Origin of the sequence: Novosphingobium sp. EMRT-2 (assembly GCF_005145025.1) — a bacterium.
In the GTDB taxonomy this organism is placed as follows: Bacteria; Pseudomonadota; Alphaproteobacteria; order Sphingomonadales; family Sphingomonadaceae; genus Novosphingobium.
In genome coordinates this window covers 880,323-899,607 of sequence record NZ_CP039695.1, presented here as the reverse complement: position 1 = coordinate 899,607, position 19,285 = coordinate 880,323, and the positions used below count along the sequence as shown (strand labels likewise).

Here is a 19,285-nt window from a genome sequence, read left to right as displayed (position 1 = left end):
CAGCGGATAGGAATAGCCCGCCTTGATCTCGAGTGGAGTAGGAAGCGCATAAGCGCTTCCCCTCCCCGAACCGTACGTGCACCTTTCAGCGCATACGGCTCTCTATTCAACCTTGGCCCAAGGCCATGGCGACATCATGATAGCGGGAGGTGACGGTGTTTCGAAGCTCGTCCCGATAGATGTAGGGATTTCGCTCCGGATTCCGCCACCGGAACTGCATCTTCTGGCTTGTGACCAGTCGTCGCAGTGCCTTGCCGACGGCATTGCCCTGATTGCTTCGACCGTAGACCAGCCACGTTTTCGATTGGCCGGTTTCCGGCATGCGGTACCATTTACGCATCAAAGGCTTGATACGGGACCGGTACTTCTGCGCCAACCAGTGCGCCATTTTCCAGAACACGACGGTGTCGATGCGCCGGAATGTGCGCGCCGTGAAGTCGGTGAACCTGTAGAACGCAGCCCACCCCGCCAGCTGGCGGTTCAGGCCGTCGATCATGTCCACCGCGGCAACCTCATGATTGCCGGAGAGTACCTCGACCAATCGGCGAGCAAAGGTCTTGGCCTTCTCCTTGGGTATCGTCGAGACCACGGACATGCGTCCGCTCGATCCCCGCCTGCGGATAATCCGGTGCCCGAGGAACACGAACCCGTCGTCGACGTGAGTGATATGGCTCTTGTCCATATTCAACGTCAGCTTCAGGTCGTCTTCCAGAAAGGCCCGGCATTCCTCGCGGATGGCCTCGGCATGTGCCTTGGTGCCCTTGACGATGACAACGAAGTCATCGGCGTAACGGCAGTAGGCGACAGCAGGTTTCCATTGCCGGTTCTCGCGAACCGTGATGGGGCGCCCCTGCTGGATGCCGAAGTTCCATGCCCAGCGATCCTTTCGCGCCTTGTCGCTCAGGTATTTCGCCTCCAGCCACGCATCAAACTCATGGAGCATGATGTTGGACAGGAGCGGCGATAGCACGCCGCCTTGCGGTACACCTTCGCTTGAGGCGACGAACAGGCCACGGTCGATGTGGCCAGCCTTCAGGAATCGCCAGAGCAGATCAACAAACCGATCATCCCGGATTCGCCGCCGAACGCAGCGAAGCAGAAGCCGGTGGTGGACCGTATCGAAGTAGCTCGCCAGATCACCTTCGATGATCCAGCGGCCCCGCGTTCCGGCACCACTATCCTGCAACTGTATCTTCACGGTCCGGACAGCGTGATGCACGCTGCGTTCCGGCCTGAAGCCGTAGGAGAGGCGATGGAAGTCGCTTTCCCAGATCGGCTCCATGGCCATCAGCATCGCGCGCTGGACGATGCGGTCCTGCAGGGTCGGGATACCCAGTGGTCGTTTCTTGCCATTGGCTTTCGGGATATAGATTCGCCTGACCGGCTGCGGGTGATAACTCCCCGTCAGCAAGTCCGTTCGCAGACTGGCCAGCTGTTCTGCCAATCCGGCCTGCATCCGTTGCTTGTCCATTCCGTCGATGCCCGGCGTATTGGCGCCACTCGACGCCAGCACGATCCGAGCCGCCTCGGCAAGCCACGCCCGATCGGCAATGAGCCGGAGAAGGCGATCGAACTTGCGGTTCTGGTCGCTCTCGGCCCACGTCGCGAGCTTGTGCTGCATTTCGCTGATTATCAAAGGTCTTCACCTCGTTTGGTCAGGTAGTTTGCACTTCAAGCTGATTGAACTGTCCCCCTTCGCCATGTGACAGGCTTTCCCTGTCGCGGACTACTACGGGGACTCCGCCAGCATGGTGGACATCGGGGCCAACTCCCTTGGCATTCCATCATGCCTTCCCTCGTTCATATGCTGGACTTTCGCGCGCTGGGGAGGCTGCCGGTCGCAGTCCTTGTCCTTGCGTCCCGCAAGTCGATGCCGATGCCATGGCCTGGCTGCATTCTCTCCATGGCTCCATGCGGGCGACCTACATATACGCCCGCATTCGGATGCCGCCGACATACGTCTCCGGCGCCATCATCAGCATTCCGCCTGTTAAGCCGTGTAGGCGAAGGCGACATTTCAGCCCTCGGATGCGGATTAACCGGTTCGTGTTCCTCAACCTTCCAGCGCTACAGCCTCGGGGACCATCTCGGCGTAACGGCTTCGCCTCAATCCCCTTTACCTGCGGGCTACGTCACCCTGCCAGTTGACGGCAGGTCACCGCCGCTTGGGCTCATGCCCCCTCACAGCAGAGGGCAAGGCATTCGTTCAATTCCTCCTTTCTCCTTTGCATTCCAGTCATATGCACCCCGGACCATCCGGGACGAGGCGCACCATAGGCGATATCGCTGCCCCGGATTTTCGTGCTGTAAGAGCCCGTACGGGCGACCGGGTTGTTGTTTCCGTCCGCCACCAGTTCATCGAAATAGATGGTCTTCATCTGTTCGGCCGAAGTGGCGGACTTGTCGAACCGGTTATCGAGATGCCGGATGTTGTTGAGCGTGGTCTGACTGTCGAACTGATGCCACTCTTTCATCCAGATCGCGGTTTCCAGATCGGTGGTGAGGCCGTTGACGGTAGCGTTGTGGCCGCGAAGCTGCAGCGCGGCGACGTTGCCCGAATTCGGCTGATAGGTATCCGAGTGGCCGCCAAGAACGGTGAGGTTGTGGAAGGTGACGCCATCGGAATCCATGTGCGTATCGAAGGCGTGGCCGGTGTTGCCCACGGCGCTGCCCGTGATGCCACCGCCCTTGGTGTGGCCGGACAGCATCCCTTCGCTGGAATACATCGAATCCGTCCATGCGTGATAGAGGTTCGTCGAATGGGCTTCGCAGCGCTGGCCGACGTTCGCGCCATAGGACGCGATCAGGTAGCCATAGCGGTTGTTCGGGGTATCGCGGCGCATATTGCGCCCGACCGCGCGGGCGACGGGCTGGAAATTGCTGACCAGCAACAGGCCCGAGCTGGACGCCATGCCGAAGGACAGGTCCAGCACAGGCTGGACATAGCCTTCCACCCAGATTGCCGACGCCGCGAGGAAATCCTGTGTGGTCGAGAACTTGCCGCTGATCCGGCAATGGGTGTCGGCCATCGCATAGACGGTGCCGGCATGCGCGCTGGTGAGGCGAGTAAAGCGCCCGTGCAGGTAGAGCTTGTTGCCTGCCTTGGCGAAGCACCAGAAGATTTCCGCGAAGCCCGATGAGCTTTCGCTGTATTCGTTCGTGGCCGCGCTTTTGAAATAGAGCGCACAAGGCGGAACGATGGCGCTGGCATCGTTGACAGTGATCGTCGAAACGTCGCGGCCGGTCGCGGCCGGATAAAGTTCGTGAGCGATGCCGCCGGCGATGAAGGACGCCACCGGCGTCGGCAGGCCCTGCGGGTTTGCGCCATAGGCCGGCACATAGTTGCGCGCCCGGATCGCTGCGCGCTGGTTCGCGCCAAGCCCCGTCAACGTGACCGCGCCTTCGCCCACGATCGCGATATCGCAAAAGCCCGCGATATCGACCTGCTGGCTGACCGCCATCGGTTCGTCGATCACCAGACGGCGTTTTTCCGCGTTGCAGGTAAGCAGGGCTTCGGAAAACCGCGCGTTCTGGGCGCCGGTTTTGAAATCCTGCATGGACAGCGCGCGGGCCGCGTGGATGTCATCCCCGCGTGCCCAGGTGCGCGCGGCATCGGGGGAAAAGCCCATGGAGCCGGACGGGCGCATGTCAGGCCTCCGCGATCAGGTCGGTGGCGGTGGTGCCGGTGGCGCGCACAAATTTGGCTCGCACGGCAATAAAGCTCGCCGATGGAAAGTTTTTATAGGTCACGTCTTCTTCGCTATCCACGCCGCGAAGTGTCACGTCGCCACCGGTGCCCACGTAGATGCCCTTGGGCAGAACGGGCAGTTCATCGTCGTCGCTCGGCGTGATGGGATACGGCGCGCGCGCGGGCAGGTCCGCCCCATCCCTTTGCCAGTTTGCCCTGTCCTTCATCGTGCCGCCTCCTTCGCAATTCGATGGGGCCTTTGAGGGACCGCCGCGCGGCGACTGACAACGCGCGCGCCGGGTAACGCGCCCCGTTACCCGGCCGCATGGGCGACACGCGCGCGCGAAGCGGGTGCATGGGCGGCCTATGCCCTGCGCGCCTGCCATTCCCGAAAATGACGAACCGGCGATCAGCCGGCAGGTGGGCCGTGCCCAGCGCCGACAGGCGCGCAGCCTCTATTTCCGGGGCTGGACGCTGACCCAGATCGCCGCGGAACTGGGCGTGAAGTATGGCACGCTGGCGGCGTGGAAAAGCCGCGAGGCGTGGGACGAGGCCGCGCCGATCGCAGTGGTGGACGATTGCCTTGAAGCCAAGATCGTCACCCTGCTGGAAAAGGAGCCGTTCACCGAAGGGGACATGAAGCGCGTCGATTTCCTGATGCGCCAGTTGGAGCGGTCCGCGCGGATCAAGAAGTACGAACAGACCGGCCGCGAAGGCGATCTGAACCCCAAGATCGGCAACCGCAACGACGACAAGGCCAAGGCCAAGCGGGCGGACAAGCGCAAGAATTTCCTGTCCCGCGAACAGTGGCAGGCGCTGCTGGACGATTTCGAGGCCTGGTGCTTCGAATATCAGCGTGAATGGTGGGATCAGCGCCACCAGCGCACGCGCAAGATCAGGAAGAGCCGCCAGATCGGCGCGACGGTCTATTTCAGCCGCGAGAGCGTGGCCAAGGTGGCCGAAGACGTGCTGGCGACGCTGGACGGCGAGGACGATCGCGCGCCGCGCAACCAGATTTTCCTGTCCGCCAGCCAGCGCCAGGCGAACAAGTTCCGCCGCGAAATCGTGAAATGGGTGCGGCGCGTGACCGGGGTGGAGCTGAAGGGCAACCCCATCATGCTCGACCTGGCGTTCCCGCCAGAAGTGGACGAAGACGGCGAGGCGCACGCGCTGCCGGCGATGGACGCGGTGGGGTTCTATCCGCTTTCCACCAACAGCGCGACGGCGCAGGGCGAAAGCGGCGACTTCTACTTCGACGAATTCGCGTGGGTGCACGGCTTCAAGGAACTGAACGGCGTGGCCAGCGGCATGGCCACGCACCAGATCTACCGCAAGACGTACTTTTCCACGCCCAGCACCAAGACGCACCAGTCCTATGCCTTCTGGTCCGGCGAGGACTGGAACGCCGGGCGGCCCAAGGGGCAGCAGAAGCCCTTCGACATTTCCCACCGCAACCTGCGCAACGGCGCGATCATGCCCGATGGAAGCTGGCAGCAGCTGGTGACCATCCACGATGCGGTGGCGAAGGGGCTGGGCAAGCTGGTCGACGTGGACAAGCTGCGCACCGAATATTCGCCGGAGCGGTTCGCCAACCTGTTCGAATGCGAGGACATCGACGATAGCGAGAGCAGCTTCCCCTATGCCCTTTGCGCGCCGGCGAGAGTGGACAGCTTCCAGAAGTGGCGGGATTTCCACCCGGCGCAGATCGAGATGCCCAGCGGGCGGCCGTTTGGCGACAAGCCGGTGTGGCTGGGGTACGATCCGAACAAGCAAGGGCGCGATGATGCCGCGCTGGTGATCGTGGCCCCACCCGATGTGCCGGGCAAGGGCAAGTTCCGCGTTCTGGAAAAGCTGCGCTTGAACGGCTTTGACTTCGCCGGGCAGGCCGAGAAAATCCGCGAGGTTTGCCGCCGGTACAACGTGGTCGATATCGCGATCGACACCACCGGGCACGGGCAGGCGGTGTGGGAGCTTGTTTCCAAGTGGTTCCCGGCGGCGCGGCGGATCAACTATTCCGTGTCTAGCAAGACGGCGCTGGTGATCAAGGGCCAGCATGTGTTCCGCAAGGGCCGCATCGAGTTCGATTCCGGTTGGACCGACGTGATGCAGGCCTTCATCGCGATCCGCCCGGCGCTGACCGGGAGCCAGAAGGGCGTGACCTATGTTGCGCGCCGCAATGGCGAGATTGGCCACGCAGACGTGGCGTGGGCGATCCTGCACGCCCTTTCCAACGAGCCGCTTGAGGCGGGGACATCCAGCGAAGGCGCCGGGGGCGGGTTCGTGAAGTTCTATGATTAGGAGCCAGACCATGACCAAATCCGCATCGACCGCGCTGGCCGCGCCGAAGAAGCAGAAGCCGCGCCGGATGTCCGCTGCCACGAATGGCGCGGGCAAGGGCGGGGATGCCCAGGTGTTCTCTTTCGGCGATCCGGAAAGCGTGCTCGATCGCTCCGAACTGTTCCAGTATTTCGAGATCTGGCAGAACGGGCGCTGGTATGAGCCGCCGATGCCGCTGGGCAAGCTGGCGCAGACGTTCAACATGAGCCCCTATCACCGGAGCGCGGTGGCGCTGAAGGTGAACCTGATGCTGGCGCAACTGCTGCCTTCGCGCTGGCTTTCGGCCGAAGTGTTCGAACGGTTCGCGCTGGATTTCGTGCAGATGGGCAACGGCTATCTGGAATGGGTGCCGAACCTTGGCGGGCGGCTCGCCATGGTGGCGCACCTGCCGGCGCTGCACATGCGCGCCGGGGTGAAGGGCGATCGGGGCGATCGGTTCTGGTTCGTCAACGGCGTGATGGGGCAGGAAATCGAATACGATGCGGGCACCGTGTTCCAGCTTCAGCAGCCGGACGTGGCACAGGAAATCTACGGCCTGCCCGAGTGGCTTTCGGCGCTACAATCGGGGCTGTTGAGCGAGAACGCCACGCTGTTTCGCCGGCGCTATTACCTGAACGGCGCGCACGCGGGGTTCGTGTTTTACGTCAACGAGACGCTGGCCGATCAGAAGACGGCCCAGATGATGCAGGAGAAGATCGGCCAGGCCAAGGGCGTGGGCAATTTCAAGAACCTGTTCGTCTATATTCCCGGCGGGAAGAAGGATGGCATCCAAATCATGCCAATCGCGGACGTGACCGCGAAGGACGAATTCCAGGGCGTGAAGAACATCAGCCGAGACGACATGCTGGCCGCGCACCGCACGCCGCCGCAAATTATCGGCATCATCCCGCAGAACAACGGTGGCTTCGGCAAGGTGAGCGAAACGCGCGACGCCTATTACGAGATGGAGATCGTGCCCATGCTGCGCCGGATGCTGCGCGTGAACGACTGGGCGCGCGTGCCGCTGCTGGCGTTCCGCGATTACGTCTGCGCCGATGGTACCCGCATCCAGCAGGACGGGACGAAGGTTCCGGCGGGGGCGCGCTAAGGCTTTCCCGCCGAGAGGCGGGGGAAGGGGCGTATTCAAAATCTAGGTATCGTAAGTTGTTGTGAGGTGACCCAGAATTCGTTTATCCAATGTAGTGTGTAATTGGTTTAAATAATGGTTGAATTCTAGTTCCCATAAAGTGACTTATTGATATGAAGTATAATAATAATGGAACTAAAAAGTAAAAAACAAAAGTAACGGCGCGCTCATATATATCGGACGCTATTCGTCTAAATCCGTTTAATTTCAAAGATTTATACAGTTCTCTATATTTTGGTGTGTATGACTCGAGGTTCTTTTTTGCCTCATCTATAGCCAGCACCAATTTATCAAAATCTTCGTGCTGAAAGAAATAGTCCTCAATTTTATTTGTATTCATTGCATCCACAAATAATCTTACAACATCATTTATTGCACTATTCCATTTGTTTTCATCAACACCAATAGGTGTTGGAATTGAAGTTACATCTGCAATATTGATTAGGCAATTTTTGTAGTGATTTCTTATATAATCTCCTGCTATAGATTTAGAGTGGTAGTTTACTTTAGATGTAATTCTTCCGACTAAATTAAATGTCTTGATATGATCGTTTTTTATATACTCAATCAATTTTTCAGATAGATTTATTATATTGCCCATATTTTTCTTGTAATTAAGCCATAATGAAAGTGGTTCTTCTTTCCACGCTATTAAATAGTAGAATATAGCAAACGTTGCCCATGTTAGAGCCATGGTTCTCGCGAAATTTCTATTCTCATCAATGTTCAAATCAATTGGAAGTATGCTTGAGTTTATAAGTTTTATGTGGGGAAGGCTCATCAATAGGAGCAGCGATGAAGCAATCAACGTATTTACGTGATTGGAGTGGAAGCCGCTGCTGAAGCGTCGGTCAATGCTGCTATCGGTATCCGCCATCTTGCCAAGGATGCATATCCGCCGAGAGTCTGCAAGACTCGGGCTGGCGATAGTGACAGGAGAATTGGCAAATGCCCTGCCGCACAGCAGCTATCACCGCATCCGCCGGACCTGCTTTCGCCAGACGCGATCGGGCGGGAAAGGCAGGCAGACGTCGCTATCGCTTTCCTGCACCAGATCGATACGCGCCGGCGCGACCTTGCGGCGGTGGTTTGATCGGCAGATGATGCACCAGAAGCGCTTGCGCACTTCGGGCAGGCGATCGTTCCAGCCCCGGCGCTCGAAATGCCACCACAGGCCGTGGGGGTTGAACACCTTGGAGTGACCGCATTTGCAGATCGGCCGCACGCCTTTGTGGAACGCGGCGCATTCCAGCAGGTTGGTGGGGATCAGGATGCCATCGGCAGACCATTTGCCCACGGCATTACAGGGCGACGATATCCGTGTCGTCCGGATCGACTTGCCATTTGCCCGCGACGACCTGGTAATCGCCATAGACCCGGTAGAGTGTGAACGGATCGGTGGCGATCGTTGCGTACCCTTGCGGGTTTTCCGCCTTCATGTCGTAGCCATCGGCCAGCGCGTCCGTGAACACGTAAGCGCGCATGATGATGGCTGTGGCGGCAACGTTCGCGGGTGACAGGCCTTCTTCCCGGGCGAAGCGGATCAGGCCATCTTCGCGTTCTTCCAGGGCAGATGCGGTGTAGACATCATAGCCGCGCTCGATCTGGTCCATGGTGAGGGGGACGGCGTTCAACGCCTCCACGAACTGCTTCCATTCGCTGACGGGGGCGTTTTCTTCCGGAAGGTCGAAATGCTGCATGGCCGGGGCCTCGATTGAATAAGGAACAATACAAGAACAAATAGGCGATTCGGTCAAGCGCATTGACGGGAAAGCCGGCGCGCGGAATCCTCCGGCTATGTGCAACCTCTATCGCCTGCGCAGCGCCGCCGCCGAAGTCGCGCATACCTTCGACGCCGAAGCGGACGAGGGCGCGAACTATGACGAGGAAGTCTATCCGGGGTACAATGGGCTGGTGGTGGTCAATGGCCGCGTGCGGGCAATGACGTGGGGCTTTCCACGGCCGATGAAGGGCCGGAACGGGCAGCCGATCAAGCCCAAGGCCGTTACCAACGCGCGCGAGGACAAGCTCCAGACATGGTTCTGGCGCGACAGCTTCGAGCGGCGGCGGTGCCTGATCCCGGTGACGGCCTGGGCGGAGCCGCAGGGGGAGGACCGGCGCATGACGCGCACATGGTACGCGCCGGCGGGCGAGAGCCTGTTCGCGATCGGCGGGATCTGGCGCCGGTCTGACGAATGGGGTGATGTCTATTCCATGGTGATGGTCAACAGCAGCCCGCAGATGGCGGACGTGCATGACCGCATGCCGGTGATCCTTCGCCGAGAGGACTGGACGCGCTGGACTGATGCGCCGGCGGACGAGGCGTTTGGCCTGTGCAGGACGTGGCCGGGGGAATTGGCGGTGGATGCCACCGATCAGCCGTGGGTGGCCCGGCGGGGCGCTGCAGCGCCCCGGCTGATCTGATCGCGGCCGGGCTAAAGCGCCAGGCGTTCCTGCCCTGATAGGCCCGGCAGGGGCGTTCGTTCAATCTGATCCGTAATGCAGCGCGCCAGCTCGCGCGCGGCATCCTCTCGCATGATGGACGTGGGGGCGGTGATCCCCACGCGCGCCCAGCCAGGCGCGTTGAGAATGGCCTCTGCGATGGTGGTGGTGTCGACTCTGTGCTCCATGGGGAGGATTGGAACATAATGCGAACATTGATGCAAGAGCCGCATCGATCGGTCGAGGGCCGGGGCAGGGCGCGCCTGGGCGGGACGTGCCCCCTGCAACCTCGCGCGCCGCGCTCGCCCCCACGCCTCGCTTCCCTCATTTTCAACGTGATGTTTGCAAGATGCCGGGAGCCCATGCGCGCCAAGGGATGCCCCCTATCGTCGCAAAGACATAATGTTCCTCACATGCCTCAAGTTATGGCGCAAAAATGGCGGAAATCTGCCGTTCTCGACATTACAAACTAGGCATAACGTTGGCCTAATATTTTTCAGCGCCAGACATCATGTCACTGAAATTAAAGGAAACCTTCAGGTCCGAACATTACCCTTGTGTATTATAATATCATTATGTTGAAATTATATAATTGTTATATCGCAAGTGTTTGAATTTGAAGAGATGTTATAAAGATTATGTCGTTGCGACGCATACCCCGCAAACTAGCTGATATCAGCCTACGTGACGAAAAATGCTCGCTTTCGCGATGCAATTTGCATCACGCGATCGAGGGGAGCGGTGTTGCGGAATTATGCGTGGAGACGATCAGCGATCAGGCAGCGATGCGCATGTTATGCCAACGCCCAAATCCTACCCCCGCAACCATTGATCGGACGTATTCCAGCCTCGCCTTGTGCGGGGCTTTTTTGCGTTCGGCTGCCCGCACGGTGTTGGCAAAGGTGGCGTTTCCGCGCGTGATGACGCTTGCGCAAATGCGGATTTCACGACACAACGCGCGCTCCGGAAGCGCCGGAGGCACCATCGTTTTGCCAAAAACGCCCTATTTTCGGCTCTTTCAGGCGGAAAACAGTGGATAGCTTGGTTGGAGCGATGGATTAGTGAGGCTTTGTCGCGTTAGCCGGTCCATCCCATTACCAATGAAAGCAAGACCATGAACAGCAATGATCTGGCCGATGTCCTCGTCGCGAGCCACGGCCTTACCAAGGCCGACGCGCGCAAGGCCGTGGACGGCGTTTTCGCTGCCATCGCCGATGCCGCCGGCAAGGGCGACGAAGTTTCCCTGAACGGCTTCGGCAAGTTCAAGGTGAAGAACACCCCCGCGCGTGAAGGCCGCAACCCCTCGACGGGCGCGACCATCCAGATCGCGGCGTCGAACAAGCTGACCTTCTCTCCGGCGAAGGCCGTGAAGGACAAGCTCAACGGCTGAGCCGTTGCAGCCGGCGCCTTGCCAGTGGCAGGGCGCCGGTTCTTCACTTCCCGCGTCAGGCGCACGCATTAACGGGGCCTTCTGGGCTCCCTAGCGCAACTGGCGTTTTTCGAGCTTCCGCGCCAGCGTTCGGCGATGCATGCCAAGGCGGCGCGCGGCTTCCGAAATATTGAAATCGCATTCCGCTAGCGTGGCGTGAATGTATTCCCATTCCACCGTCTTGATCGAGCTCTTGCGGCCTTCGAGCGGGGTGTCGGGATCACCATCGGCCTTGTGGAAGGCCTCCTCGATATCGTCGGTATTGGCGGGCTTCGCCAGATAGTGCGAAGCGCCGAGCTTGATCGCTTCGACAGCCGTGGCAATGCTGGCGAAACCGGTAAGGACGACGATGCGCGTATCGGCATCGCGCTGGTGAAGCATTTGCACGCAGCCCAGACCGGATGCGGTGCCCAGCTTGAGGTCGACGACGGCGTAGTCGAAGCGCGTGGCGGCAAGCAGGACTTCAAGATCTTCCGGCGAGGCGGCATGGCTGACGGTGTAGCCACGGCGCTCCAGCGATCGCTGCAAGGTCCGCGCGAAAGCGGGATCGTCCTCGACGATCACCAGCGAGTGCCGCGATGGCGCGGTATCGTCCTGCATCAGCGCCCCCCTTTTCCGGAAAAGATCAAGGCTTCGAGCGGGATGCTGATGCGCACCAGCGCGCCGCCGTCATTGGGATTGCCGACTTCCACCCGGCCGCCGAGCTTGCGGATCACGTTCACCACGAGAAACAGGCCCAGTCCACCGCCGGCGCGGCCCTTGGTGGAGGAATAGGGTTTGCCGAAAGCTTCGAGCATTTCCTCCGCGAAGCCCGGTCCGTTGTCGCGCACTTCGATGACCAGATCCCGGAGGGGCGTTCGCGCGTGGATGGTGACGCGCGCGGGGGAAACTTCGAGCGCGTTGTCGATCACGTTGCCGATAACCTGGCGCAAGGCAGGATCGGAGACGATGGCGACGTCCTGCGAGACTTCGTTGCGAAATTGCACGGCACCGGCGCTGCGATCACGCCAGTCGGCGGCGATTTCATCGAGAAACGCGCCGAGCCGGATGACCGATGGGCTTTCGCCCCGCGCTTCGCCGGCGGACATCAGGATGCCCGAGACGATCGTCTTGCAGCGCTTCAACTCGGTCTGCATTTCATCCACTTCGCCGGACAGTTCAGGCGTGGCCTTGACCACGGGGTGGTGCGCCCAGTCCCCCAGGATCACCGACATCGTGGACATTGGCGTGCCCAGTTCGTGCGCCGCGCCCGAAGCAAGCAGACCCATGCGGACGATGTGATGCTCCTCGGCCGCCTGCTGGCGCAGCGTGGCGAGTGCGGCATCGCTCTGCCGGCGGTTGCGGTCCATGCGGATCACGAAGAACACCAGCAGCGCGGCGATGAGAAGGAAGCAGAGCAGGCTGCCGAGCAGATAGAGGCGCAAGGGTTCCGCGGCGTACTGCGGTGGCAGCGCAAGCGGACGGTACAGGAACGTCAGCAGCGCCACGCCCAGCGCCGCGATCGCGGCGACGATCCAGCTCCAGTCCGGCGGCAGCAGGATCGCGCCGATCACGATCTGCAGCAGGAACAGGAAGGTGAACGGGTTGGTCGTCCCGCCGCTGAAATAGAGCTGCCAGCCCAGCGCCGCGACATCCAGCATCAGCGCGCCGAGCAGTTCCATGTAGCTGTACCCTTCGCGCTCCCGCCCCATCACCGAGGTGGCAAGATTCACGAAGCCGAGGAGGACCGGCACGGTTATCAACTGTGGTAACGGCAGGTTCACGCCCATCGCCGCCGCGGCAATCCAGATCGTCAGCAATTGTCCCGCCACAGCCATCCAGCGCAACTGGACAAGCAGCGCCATGTTGCGCGCGCTGGCGGGCGGATAGGAGAGCTGGGCGAGGCTTCTGGTCATGATTGCCTGCGCCATACCACGATTGCCCCGACGGCGCACAGCGCGGCGAGGGCGAACCAGGTCAGGGCATAGGCAAGGTGGTTATTGGGGAACGTCAGCACGGTGAGCCCGGCGACGGGTGTTTCTGAAGCGCGGGGGCTTTCCGACTGCGCGTCGATAAACAGCCGTGGGTCGATGGTCACGCCGCGCCTGGCGGCAATCGCGACGACATCGCGCGAATACCAGCGATCATCACCGGGCCGGTTGGCGCGCAGGAAGGCGCCGCCGGGTTCGGTCAGGCGGAGCAGGCCGGTGACGGTGACGCGGCCGGAGGGCGTCGCGCGGCGCACCGGATCAACTCGGGAACCGCTCGGGACGAAGCCGCGATTGACGAGGACGGGCGGACCGCGATCGGGCTGGAGCGGGGCGAGCACCCAGTAGCCGCTGCCGAGAATCGATGTGCCCGTGACGAGTGTTACGCCTTGTGCGTCATATGTGCCGCTCATGGTGAGGCGGCGGTATTCGAGCGGCTTGAGTGGGCCTTGCGGAAGCACCGCCACCGGGATCGGCGTGGCACGCGTGGCCTGTTCAACGCGCGCGATCAGGGCTTCCTTCCACGCCAGCCGGTGGACCTGCCACACGCCCAGCGCGATGAAGGCGGGCACAAGGAGAAGAAGGGCGAGCGCGAGCCAGTTGAACCCGCGCCGCGCCGCCCTGGTGTTCAAGGCGCTTGTTCCATGCCCTGCATGGTGCCCTGGGGCATCATGTTGTGGTTGAGGTGATACATCACCCACAGCGATCCGCTGAGCACGATTACCACCAGCACCACCGTGAACAGCAGCGCCAGAAGGTTCCAGCCGCCTTCCGCCTTGGCATTCATGTGCAGGAAGAAGATCATGTGGACGACGATCTGCACCGCGGCGAAGCCGGTGATGACCAGCGCGGTGGTGCCTTTATCGGGAATGGCGCCGCTCATCACCAGCCAGAACGGGACGGCGGTGAGGATGACGGAAAGACCGAAGCCCCAGACGTAATCGCGCAGCGAACCGTGGCCCTCGTCATGCCCGTGCCCATGAACATCGTGTGCAGCGCTCATCGCAGCATTCCCATCAGATAGACGAACGTGAAGACGCCGATCCAGACGACGTCGAGGAAGTGCCAGAACAGGCTGAGGCACATCAGGCGGCGCTTGTTGGCGGCGATCAGGCCGCGCTGACCGACCTGCACCATCAACACGGTCAGCCAGACCAGTCCGAACGTAACGTGCAGGCCGTGCGTGCCGACCAGCGTGAAGAACGAGGACAGGAAGGCGCTGCGCTGCGGCGTCGCCCCTTCGTGGACCAGGTGCGAGAACTCGTACAGCTCGATCCCTAGAAAGGCTGCGCCGAACAGGCCGGTGACCAGCAGCCAGAGCTGCGTCTGCCCTTTCTGCCCGCGCTGCATCGCCAGCATCGCGAACCCGTAGGTGATCGACGAGAACAGCAGCATCGAGGTGTTGAGCGCGACCAGGGGCAGGTCGAACAGGTCTTTTGGTCCTGGCCCCGCCGCGAGGTTGCCGCCGAGCACGCCGAAGGCGGCGAACAGCATCGCGAAGATGAGGCAGTCGCTCATCAGGTATATCCAGAAGCCCAGCATGGTGCTGCCGCCTTCGGGATGATCGTGTTCGTGCAGGTCGTAGTAGCGGCCCGTCAGGGTCGCCTGGGAAACGGACTGGCTCATGCTGCGGCTCCCTCAAGCGCGGCAAGCTGCCGGGTGCGGGTGGCTTCGGTTTCCGCCACGGTCTCGGCGGGAATGTGGAAATCGCGCCGGTAGTTGAAGGTATGTGCGATGGCGGTGATCAGCAGCGCGCCGAAGCTTGCCACGGCCAGCCACCAGATATGCCAGATCAGGGCGAAGCCGCAGACCGCGCTGATTCCGGCCAGGATCACGCCCGCGCCCGTGTTCTTGGGCATGTGGATCGGGCGGAAGCCATCGACGGGACGGGCCACGCCGGCACGCTTCATGTCCTCCCACGCGTCCAGATCATGCACGATCGGGGTGAAGGCGAAGTTGTAGGCGGGCGGCGGCGAACTCGTCGACCATTCCAGCGTGCGGGCGTTCCAGGGGTCGCCGGTCTCGTCGCGCAGTTCGTCGCGCCGCAGGATCGAGACGGTGTACTGGATCAGCATGGCCACGATGCCCAGCGCGATAAGGAAGGCGCCCGCCGCCGCGATCTGGAACCAGATCTGCAGCGAGGGATCGTCGAACACGCGCATCCGGCGCGTCACGCCCATAAGCCCCATGACGTAGAGCGGGGTGAACGCCATCCAGAAGCCGACGACCCAGCACCAGAAGCTGACCTTGCCCCAGAACGGCTCCAGCCGGAAGCCGAAGGCCTTGGGCCACCAGTAGTTGATCGCCGCAAACACGCCGAACACCACGCCGCCGATGATCACGTTGTGGAAGTGCGCGATCAGGAACAGCGAGTTGTGCAGCACGAAGTCCGCCGGCGGCACCGCCAGCATCACCCCGGTCATGCCGCCGATCACGAACGTCAGCATGAACGCCATCGTCCACATCATCGGCAGGTCGAAGCGGATGCGCGCGCGGTACATCGTGAACAGCCAGTTGAACATCTTCGCCCCGGTGGGGATCGAGATCACCATCGTGGTGATGCCGAAGAAGCTGTTCACGCTCGCGCCCGAACCCATCGTGAAGAAGTGGTGCAGCCACACGAGGTAGGACAGGATGGTGATGACGACGGTGGCATAGACCATCGACGAATAGCCGAAGAGCCGCTTGCCGGAGAACGTGGAGGTGATTTCGGAGAAGACGCCGAAGATCGGCAGGATCAGGATATAGACTTCCGGGTGGCCCCAGATCCAGATCAGGTTCACGTACATCATAGGGCTGCCGCCGAAATCGTTCGTGAAGAAGTTGGTGCCGACGTAGCGATCGAGGCTGAGCAGTACGAGCACGGCGGTCAGCACCGGGAAGGACGCCACGATCAGCACGTTGGTGCACAGCGAGGTCCAGGTGAACACCGGCATCCGCATCATCGTCATGCCGGGCGCGCGCATCTTCACGATTGTGGCGATCAGGTTGATCCCCGACAGCGTGGTGCCCACGCCCGCGATCTGCAGCGACCAGATGTAGTAATCGACACCGACATTGGGGCTGTAGGCAAGGCCGGAGAGCGGCGGATAGGCGAGCCACCCGGTCTGCGCGAATTCCCCGATGAACAGCGAGGCCATCACCAGCGCAGCGCCGCTGGCGGTCATCCAGAAGCTGAAGTTGTTGAGGAACGGGAACGAGACATCGCGCGCGCCGATCTGCAGCGGCACCACGTAGTTCATCAGCCCGGTCACGAACGGCATGGCCACGAAGAAGATCATGATCACGCCGTGCGCGGTGAAGATTTGATCGTAGTGGTGCGCGTTGAGATAGCCTTCCGATCCGTTGAACGCGATCGCCTGCTGGATGCGCATCATCAGCGCGTCGGCAAAGCCGCGCAGGAACATGACGAGGCCCAGCACCATGTACATGATGCCGATCTTCTTGTGATCCACGCTGGTGAACCACTCTTTCCAGAGATAGCCCCACAGGCGGAAATAGGTGAGCGCGGCCAGCAGCGCGACGCCGCCCAGCGCGACGACGGCGAACGTGGCGAGCACGATCGGCTCGGTCGGGATCGCATCGGGGCCGAGGCGCCCGAGCAGGAACGACCAGTGTGGTTCGGCAGGTGTCATGGATCAGTGTCCGCGATCAGGAAACGGGGGAGGATGCCGGAGCGGCGAGGGAGAGCGTGCGGCCGGCGGACTGTGGGGGCGGTGCCTCCTTCAGCGGTCCCTTGCCGGCGCAATAGGCATTGGCGTTGACGAACAGTTGCGCGCCGCTGGGCTGGCGACCGGGAAGCACGGGCACCACCTGTTCGCGGCCGAACTTGTCGTAGGTCAGCGCGGCGAGGTTGAACTGCCCGGCGCGGCCGGTGCCGCCTTCGGCGTCGATCGCCATCATCTGGTTGACGCACATCTTGCCGGGGCGGACGCAGAGATTGACGGCCGCATCGAACAGTGCCGGATCGATACTGGCGAAGTGGCGGACCGGCTCCTTCTCGCTCGGCTGTTCGAGCTTGAGATAGGCCGTGCGATCCAGCGCATCCGCGCCCTTGCGAATGCCGTTAGCCCAAGCGTCGAAATCGCTCGCGGACACGCCGCGAGTCACGAAACGCATCTTCGAGAAGCCGGCGCCGCTGTATTGCGCGGAAAAGCCCTGGAACGCGCCCGTCCGGTTGAGCACGGCGTGGAGCTTCGATTCCATGCCCGGCATCGCATAGATCTGGCCGGCGAGCGCGGGCACGTAGAACGAGTTCATCACCGACGATGCGGTCAGGCGGAATTGCACGGGGCGGTCCACCGGCAGGACCAGGTCGTTCACAGTGGCGATCTTCTGTTCGGGATAGATGAACAGCCATTTCCAGTCGAGCGCGACGACCTGCACTTCCAGCGGCTTGGTGCCTGCGGGCAATGGCCGGGCGGCGTCTATGCGCGAGAGCGGGCGGTAGGGATCGAGCGTATGAGTCGTGACCCAGGTGATCGACCCGAGCGCGATGATGATCATCAGCGGCGCCGACCAGATCACCAGTTCCAGCTTGGTGGAATGGTGCCAGTCTGGCGCGTAGGTAGCCGCGGTGTTGGACGAACGGTAGCGCCAGGCGAAAGCGACCGTCAGCACCATGACCGGCACGATGATCAACAGCATCAGCGCCGTGGCGACGATCACCAGATGCGCCTGCTGTCGCGCGATGTCGCCTGAGGGATTGAGAACGACCCAGTCGCAGCCGGAGAGGAGGGCAGCAAGCGGGAGGACGACGGCACCGCGCGCGAGGCGCCAGAGGGACGGGGGGATCGCTGGCATGGCGCGCGGACTAGGCGCGTCGGATGGTGCGTTCGATTGGACAATTTGTCCCACCCGCGCCTTGACGCGGATCAATGACAGTGAAACCTTGTCATCAACGGTCGGGACAGGCCGGGTGAAGCCCGCAACGGGCACGAGCGAGGTGCCTGACATGACTGCAGTTCCCTTCGATAACGGCATGGCGGGGCAAGGCTCGCGCGGGCATGCCGGTCACGCCGTTTCGCCGGGCGACATCGCCATCGGCGTGATCATTGGTCGCACGTCCGAATTCTTCGATTTCTTCGTCTATGCGATTGCTTCGGTGCTGGTGTTCCCGAAGGCCTTTTTCCCCTTCGCTCCCCCGCTGCAGGCGATGCTGTGGTCGTTTGCGCTGTTCGCGCTGGCCTTTATGGCCCGCCCCGTCGGCTCGGTGGCGTTCATGGCCGTCGACCGGATGCTGGGGCGCGAGGCGAAGCTGACCATCGCCCTGTTCCTGCTGGGCGGTTCGACCGCCGCGATTGCGTTCCTGCCCGGCTACGAGACGCTGGGCGCGCAAGCGATCTGGTTGCTGGCGCTGTTCCGGCTGGGGCAGGGCTTCGCGCTGGGCGGCACCTGGGACGGCCTCGCCTCGCTGCTCGCGCTCAACGCGCCCGAGAACCGGCGCGGCTGGTATGCGATGATCCCGCAGCTTGGCGCGCCGCTGGGCCTGATCGTGGCGAGCCTGCTGTTCGCTTTCTTCACCGCATCGCTGTCCACGGCCGATTTCCTCGAATGGGGCTGGCGCTATCCGTTCTTCGTGGCGTTCGCGATCAACGTCGTCGCGCTGTTCGCGCGGCTGCGCATGGTGGCGACGCCGGAGTTCCGGCGTCTGTACGAATCGCGCGATCTTCAGGCCGCGCCGGTGCTGGAGACGGTCTCGCGCGAATGGCGCACGGTCGTGATCGGGGTCTTCGCTCCACTGGCGAGCTTCGCGCTGTTTCACATGGTCACCGTGTTCCCGCTGTCGTGGGTACTGCTGTTCACGCCCGAGCAGCCGACCAGCTTCCTTCTGATCGAAGCGGGCGCGGCGGCGATTGGCGTGCTGGCGATCATCGCGTCTGGCCTGCTGGCCGACCGTATCGGACGCCGCCGCCTGCTGGTGGTTTTGGCCGCCGCGATCGCCGTGTTCAGCGGGTTCGCGCCGCAATTGCTGGGGCTGGGCGAAGGCGGCGAGATCGCCTTCATGGTGCTGGGCTTCATCCTGCTGGGGCTGGCGTTCGGCCAATCGTCGGGCGCGGTGTCGTCCAACTTCGCCACGCGCCATCGCTATACCGGTTCGGCGCTGACGAGCGATCTGGCCTGGCTGTTCGGCGCGGGCTTCGCGCCGCTGGTGGCGTTGTGGCTGGCCGCGCAGGGCGGGCTGCTTGCTTCGGGCGCCTACCTCCTCTCCGGCGCGCTGGCGACACTGGTGGCGCTGTGGCTCAATGCGGAGCTGGCCAGCCGCCATTGACGTACCCGGTTCCCAGGGCGGCCAT

General features: G+C 62.0%; 20 protein-coding genes. 6 read left to right on the top strand and 14 right to left on the bottom strand.

Annotated features, from left to right (window positions below):
* Window positions 1–106: 106 nt before the first annotated feature.
* From ltrA to FA702_RS04425, 3 genes are all read right to left on the bottom strand, one after another.
* Window positions 107–1,636: a group II intron reverse transcriptase/maturase gene (gene ltrA / locus FA702_RS04435; RefSeq protein WP_210417560.1), complete on the bottom strand. Its 1,530-nt coding sequence runs from the start codon at window positions 1,634–1,636 to the stop codon at window positions 107–109.
* 535 nt (window positions 1,637–2,171) lie between these two features.
* A complete protein-coding gene (locus FA702_RS04430) occupies window positions 2,172–3,647 on the bottom strand; it encodes a hypothetical protein (protein WP_136955202.1) in 1,476 nt (491 codons plus the stop codon).
* A 1-nt stretch (window position 3,648) separates the two neighbouring features.
* Window positions 3,649–3,915, bottom strand: a complete 267-nt coding sequence (locus FA702_RS04425) for a hypothetical protein (protein ID WP_136955201.1) — start codon at window positions 3,913–3,915, stop codon at window positions 3,649–3,651.
* 139 nt (window positions 3,916–4,054) lie between these two features.
* Here FA702_RS04425 and FA702_RS04420 point away from each other — a divergent pair, with 139 nt between their 5' ends.
* Window positions 4,055–5,986: a terminase large subunit domain-containing protein gene (locus tag FA702_RS04420; protein WP_136955200.1), complete on the top strand. Its 1,932-nt coding sequence runs from the start codon at window positions 4,055–4,057 to the stop codon at window positions 5,984–5,986.
* A 10-nt stretch (window positions 5,987–5,996) separates the two neighbouring features.
* Window positions 5,997–7,112: a phage portal protein gene (locus tag FA702_RS04415; RefSeq protein WP_168195991.1), complete on the top strand. Its 1,116-nt coding sequence runs from the start codon at window positions 5,997–5,999 to the stop codon at window positions 7,110–7,112.
* An 82-nt stretch (window positions 7,113–7,194) separates the two neighbouring features.
* Here FA702_RS04415 and FA702_RS04410 read toward each other — a convergent pair whose 3' ends face one another.
* The 3 genes from FA702_RS04410 to FA702_RS04400 form a co-directional block, all read right to left on the bottom strand.
* Window positions 7,195–8,028, bottom strand: a complete 834-nt coding sequence (locus tag FA702_RS04410; protein WP_168195990.1) for a hypothetical protein — start codon at window positions 8,026–8,028, stop codon at window positions 7,195–7,197.
* Between the two features lie 93 nt (window positions 8,029–8,121).
* The gene (locus FA702_RS04405; protein WP_136955197.1) at window positions 8,122–8,448 is read right to left on the bottom strand and encodes a hypothetical protein; all 327 of its coding nucleotides are present in this window, start codon (window positions 8,446–8,448) and stop codon (window positions 8,122–8,124) included.
* A gap of 4 nt (window positions 8,449–8,452) precedes the next feature.
* Window positions 8,453–8,914 carry a hypothetical protein gene (locus tag FA702_RS04400; RefSeq protein ID WP_168195989.1) on the bottom strand — a complete coding sequence of 154 codons (462 nt, stop codon included), beginning with the start codon at window positions 8,912–8,914 and terminating at the stop codon, window positions 8,453–8,455.
* A gap of 34 nt (window positions 8,915–8,948) precedes the next feature.
* Here FA702_RS04400 and FA702_RS04395 point away from each other — a divergent pair, with 34 nt between their 5' ends.
* On the top strand, window positions 8,949–9,575 hold the full coding sequence (locus FA702_RS04395) for an SOS response-associated peptidase (RefSeq protein WP_136955195.1): 627 nt from the start codon (window positions 8,949–8,951) through the stop codon (window positions 9,573–9,575).
* An 11-nt stretch (window positions 9,576–9,586) separates the two neighbouring features.
* On the opposite strand, the gene FA702_RS23110 is transcribed toward FA702_RS04395, so the two are convergent.
* Window positions 9,587–9,781, bottom strand: a complete 195-nt coding sequence (locus FA702_RS23110) for a DUF6771 family protein (RefSeq protein WP_136955194.1) — start codon at window positions 9,779–9,781, stop codon at window positions 9,587–9,589.
* 570 nt (window positions 9,782–10,351) lie between these two features.
* Here FA702_RS23110 and FA702_RS04385 point away from each other — a divergent pair.
* Window positions 10,352–10,633: a hypothetical protein gene (locus FA702_RS04385; RefSeq protein WP_136955193.1), complete on the top strand. Its 282-nt coding sequence runs from the start codon at window positions 10,352–10,354 to the stop codon at window positions 10,631–10,633.
* Between the two features lie 74 nt (window positions 10,634–10,707).
* Window positions 10,708–10,983, top strand: a complete 276-nt coding sequence (locus tag FA702_RS04380; RefSeq protein WP_124808750.1) for an HU family DNA-binding protein — start codon at window positions 10,708–10,710, stop codon at window positions 10,981–10,983.
* Between the two features lie 90 nt (window positions 10,984–11,073).
* On the opposite strand, the gene FA702_RS04375 is transcribed toward FA702_RS04380, so the two are convergent.
* Genes FA702_RS04375 through cyoA form a run of 7 tightly spaced genes read right to left on the bottom strand, consistent with a single transcriptional unit; the run spans window position 11,074 to window position 17,792 of the window.
* On the bottom strand, window positions 11,074–11,622 hold the full coding sequence (locus FA702_RS04375; protein ID WP_124808751.1) for a response regulator transcription factor: 549 nt from the start codon (window positions 11,620–11,622) through the stop codon (window positions 11,074–11,076).
* Entirely contained in the window at window positions 11,622–12,917 is a 1,296-nt protein-coding gene (locus FA702_RS04370) for an ATP-binding protein (protein ID WP_255504710.1), read from the bottom strand. Before FA702_RS04370 ends, FA702_RS04375 begins: the two co-directional genes overlap by 1 nt.
* Complete coding sequence (locus FA702_RS04365; protein WP_255504709.1) at window positions 12,914–13,621, bottom strand: SURF1 family protein; 708 nt, start codon at window positions 13,619–13,621, stop codon at window positions 12,914–12,916. The genes FA702_RS04370 and FA702_RS04365 overlap by 4 nt, the downstream gene beginning before the upstream one ends.
* On the bottom strand, window positions 13,618–13,992 hold the full coding sequence (gene cyoD / locus FA702_RS04360) for a cytochrome o ubiquinol oxidase subunit IV (RefSeq protein ID WP_136955192.1): 375 nt from the start codon (window positions 13,990–13,992) through the stop codon (window positions 13,618–13,620). Before cyoD ends, FA702_RS04365 begins: the two co-directional genes overlap by 4 nt.
* Window positions 13,989–14,615, bottom strand: coding sequence for a cytochrome o ubiquinol oxidase subunit III (gene cyoC / locus FA702_RS04355; RefSeq protein WP_136955191.1), 627 nt, complete (start codon window positions 14,613–14,615; stop codon window positions 13,989–13,991). Before cyoC ends, cyoD begins: the two co-directional genes overlap by 4 nt.
* Complete coding sequence (gene cyoB, locus FA702_RS04350) at window positions 14,612–16,624, bottom strand: cytochrome o ubiquinol oxidase subunit I (protein ID WP_136955190.1); 2,013 nt, start codon at window positions 16,622–16,624, stop codon at window positions 14,612–14,614. The genes cyoC and cyoB overlap by 4 nt, the downstream gene beginning before the upstream one ends.
* 16 nt (window positions 16,625–16,640) lie before the next feature.
* Complete coding sequence (gene cyoA, locus FA702_RS04345) at window positions 16,641–17,792, bottom strand: ubiquinol oxidase subunit II (RefSeq protein WP_136955189.1); 1,152 nt, start codon at window positions 17,790–17,792, stop codon at window positions 16,641–16,643.
* Window positions 17,793–17,943: 151 nt separating this feature from the next.
* Here cyoA and FA702_RS04340 point away from each other — a divergent pair, with 151 nt between their 5' ends.
* Window positions 17,944–19,260, top strand: coding sequence for an MFS transporter (locus tag FA702_RS04340; RefSeq protein WP_136955188.1), 1,317 nt, complete (start codon window positions 17,944–17,946; stop codon window positions 19,258–19,260).
* Window positions 19,261–19,285: the final 25 nt, after the last annotated feature.

Excerpts from the sequence above, each read along its gene's own strand:
- FA702_RS04425 (WP_136955201.1), bottom strand. The coding sequence starts at position 3,915 with ATGAAGGACAGGGCAAACTGGCAAAGGGATGGGGCGGACCTGCCCGCG.
- FA702_RS04400 (WP_168195989.1), bottom strand. The coding sequence starts at position 8,914 with ATGCGCTTGACCGAATCGCCTATTTGTTCTTGTATTGTTCCTTATTCA.
- FA702_RS04415 (WP_168195991.1), top strand. The coding sequence starts at position 5,997 with ATGACCAAATCCGCATCGACCGCGCTGGCCGCGCCGAAGAAGCAGAAG.
- FA702_RS23110 (WP_136955194.1), bottom strand. The coding sequence starts at position 9,781 with ATGGAGCACAGAGTCGACACCACCACCATCGCAGAGGCCATTCTCAAC.
- cyoD (WP_136955192.1), bottom strand. The coding sequence starts at position 13,992 with ATGAGCGCTGCACACGATGTTCATGGGCACGGGCATGACGAGGGCCAC.
- FA702_RS04370 (WP_255504710.1), bottom strand. The coding sequence starts at position 12,917 with ATGACCAGAAGCCTCGCCCAGCTCTCCTATCCGCCCGCCAGCGCGCGC.
- FA702_RS04410 (WP_168195990.1), bottom strand. The coding sequence starts at position 8,028 with ATGGCGGATACCGATAGCAGCATTGACCGACGCTTCAGCAGCGGCTTC.
- cyoC (WP_136955191.1), bottom strand. The coding sequence starts at position 14,615 with ATGAGCCAGTCCGTTTCCCAGGCGACCCTGACGGGCCGCTACTACGAC.
- FA702_RS04340 (WP_136955188.1), top strand. The coding sequence starts at position 17,944 with ATGACTGCAGTTCCCTTCGATAACGGCATGGCGGGGCAAGGCTCGCGC.
- cyoA (WP_136955189.1), bottom strand. The coding sequence starts at position 17,792 with ATGCCAGCGATCCCCCCGTCCCTCTGGCGCCTCGCGCGCGGTGCCGTC.
- FA702_RS04420 (WP_136955200.1), top strand. The coding sequence starts at position 4,055 with ATGCCCTGCGCGCCTGCCATTCCCGAAAATGACGAACCGGCGATCAGC.
- FA702_RS04430 (WP_136955202.1), bottom strand. The coding sequence starts at position 3,647 with ATGCGCCCGTCCGGCTCCATGGGCTTTTCCCCCGATGCCGCGCGCACC.
- cyoB (WP_136955190.1), bottom strand. The coding sequence starts at position 16,624 with ATGACACCTGCCGAACCACACTGGTCGTTCCTGCTCGGGCGCCTCGGC.
- FA702_RS04375 (WP_124808751.1), bottom strand. The coding sequence starts at position 11,622 with ATGCAGGACGATACCGCGCCATCGCGGCACTCGCTGGTGATCGTCGAG.
- FA702_RS04395 (WP_136955195.1), top strand. The coding sequence starts at position 8,949 with ATGTGCAACCTCTATCGCCTGCGCAGCGCCGCCGCCGAAGTCGCGCAT.
- FA702_RS04380 (WP_124808750.1), top strand. The coding sequence starts at position 10,708 with ATGAACAGCAATGATCTGGCCGATGTCCTCGTCGCGAGCCACGGCCTT.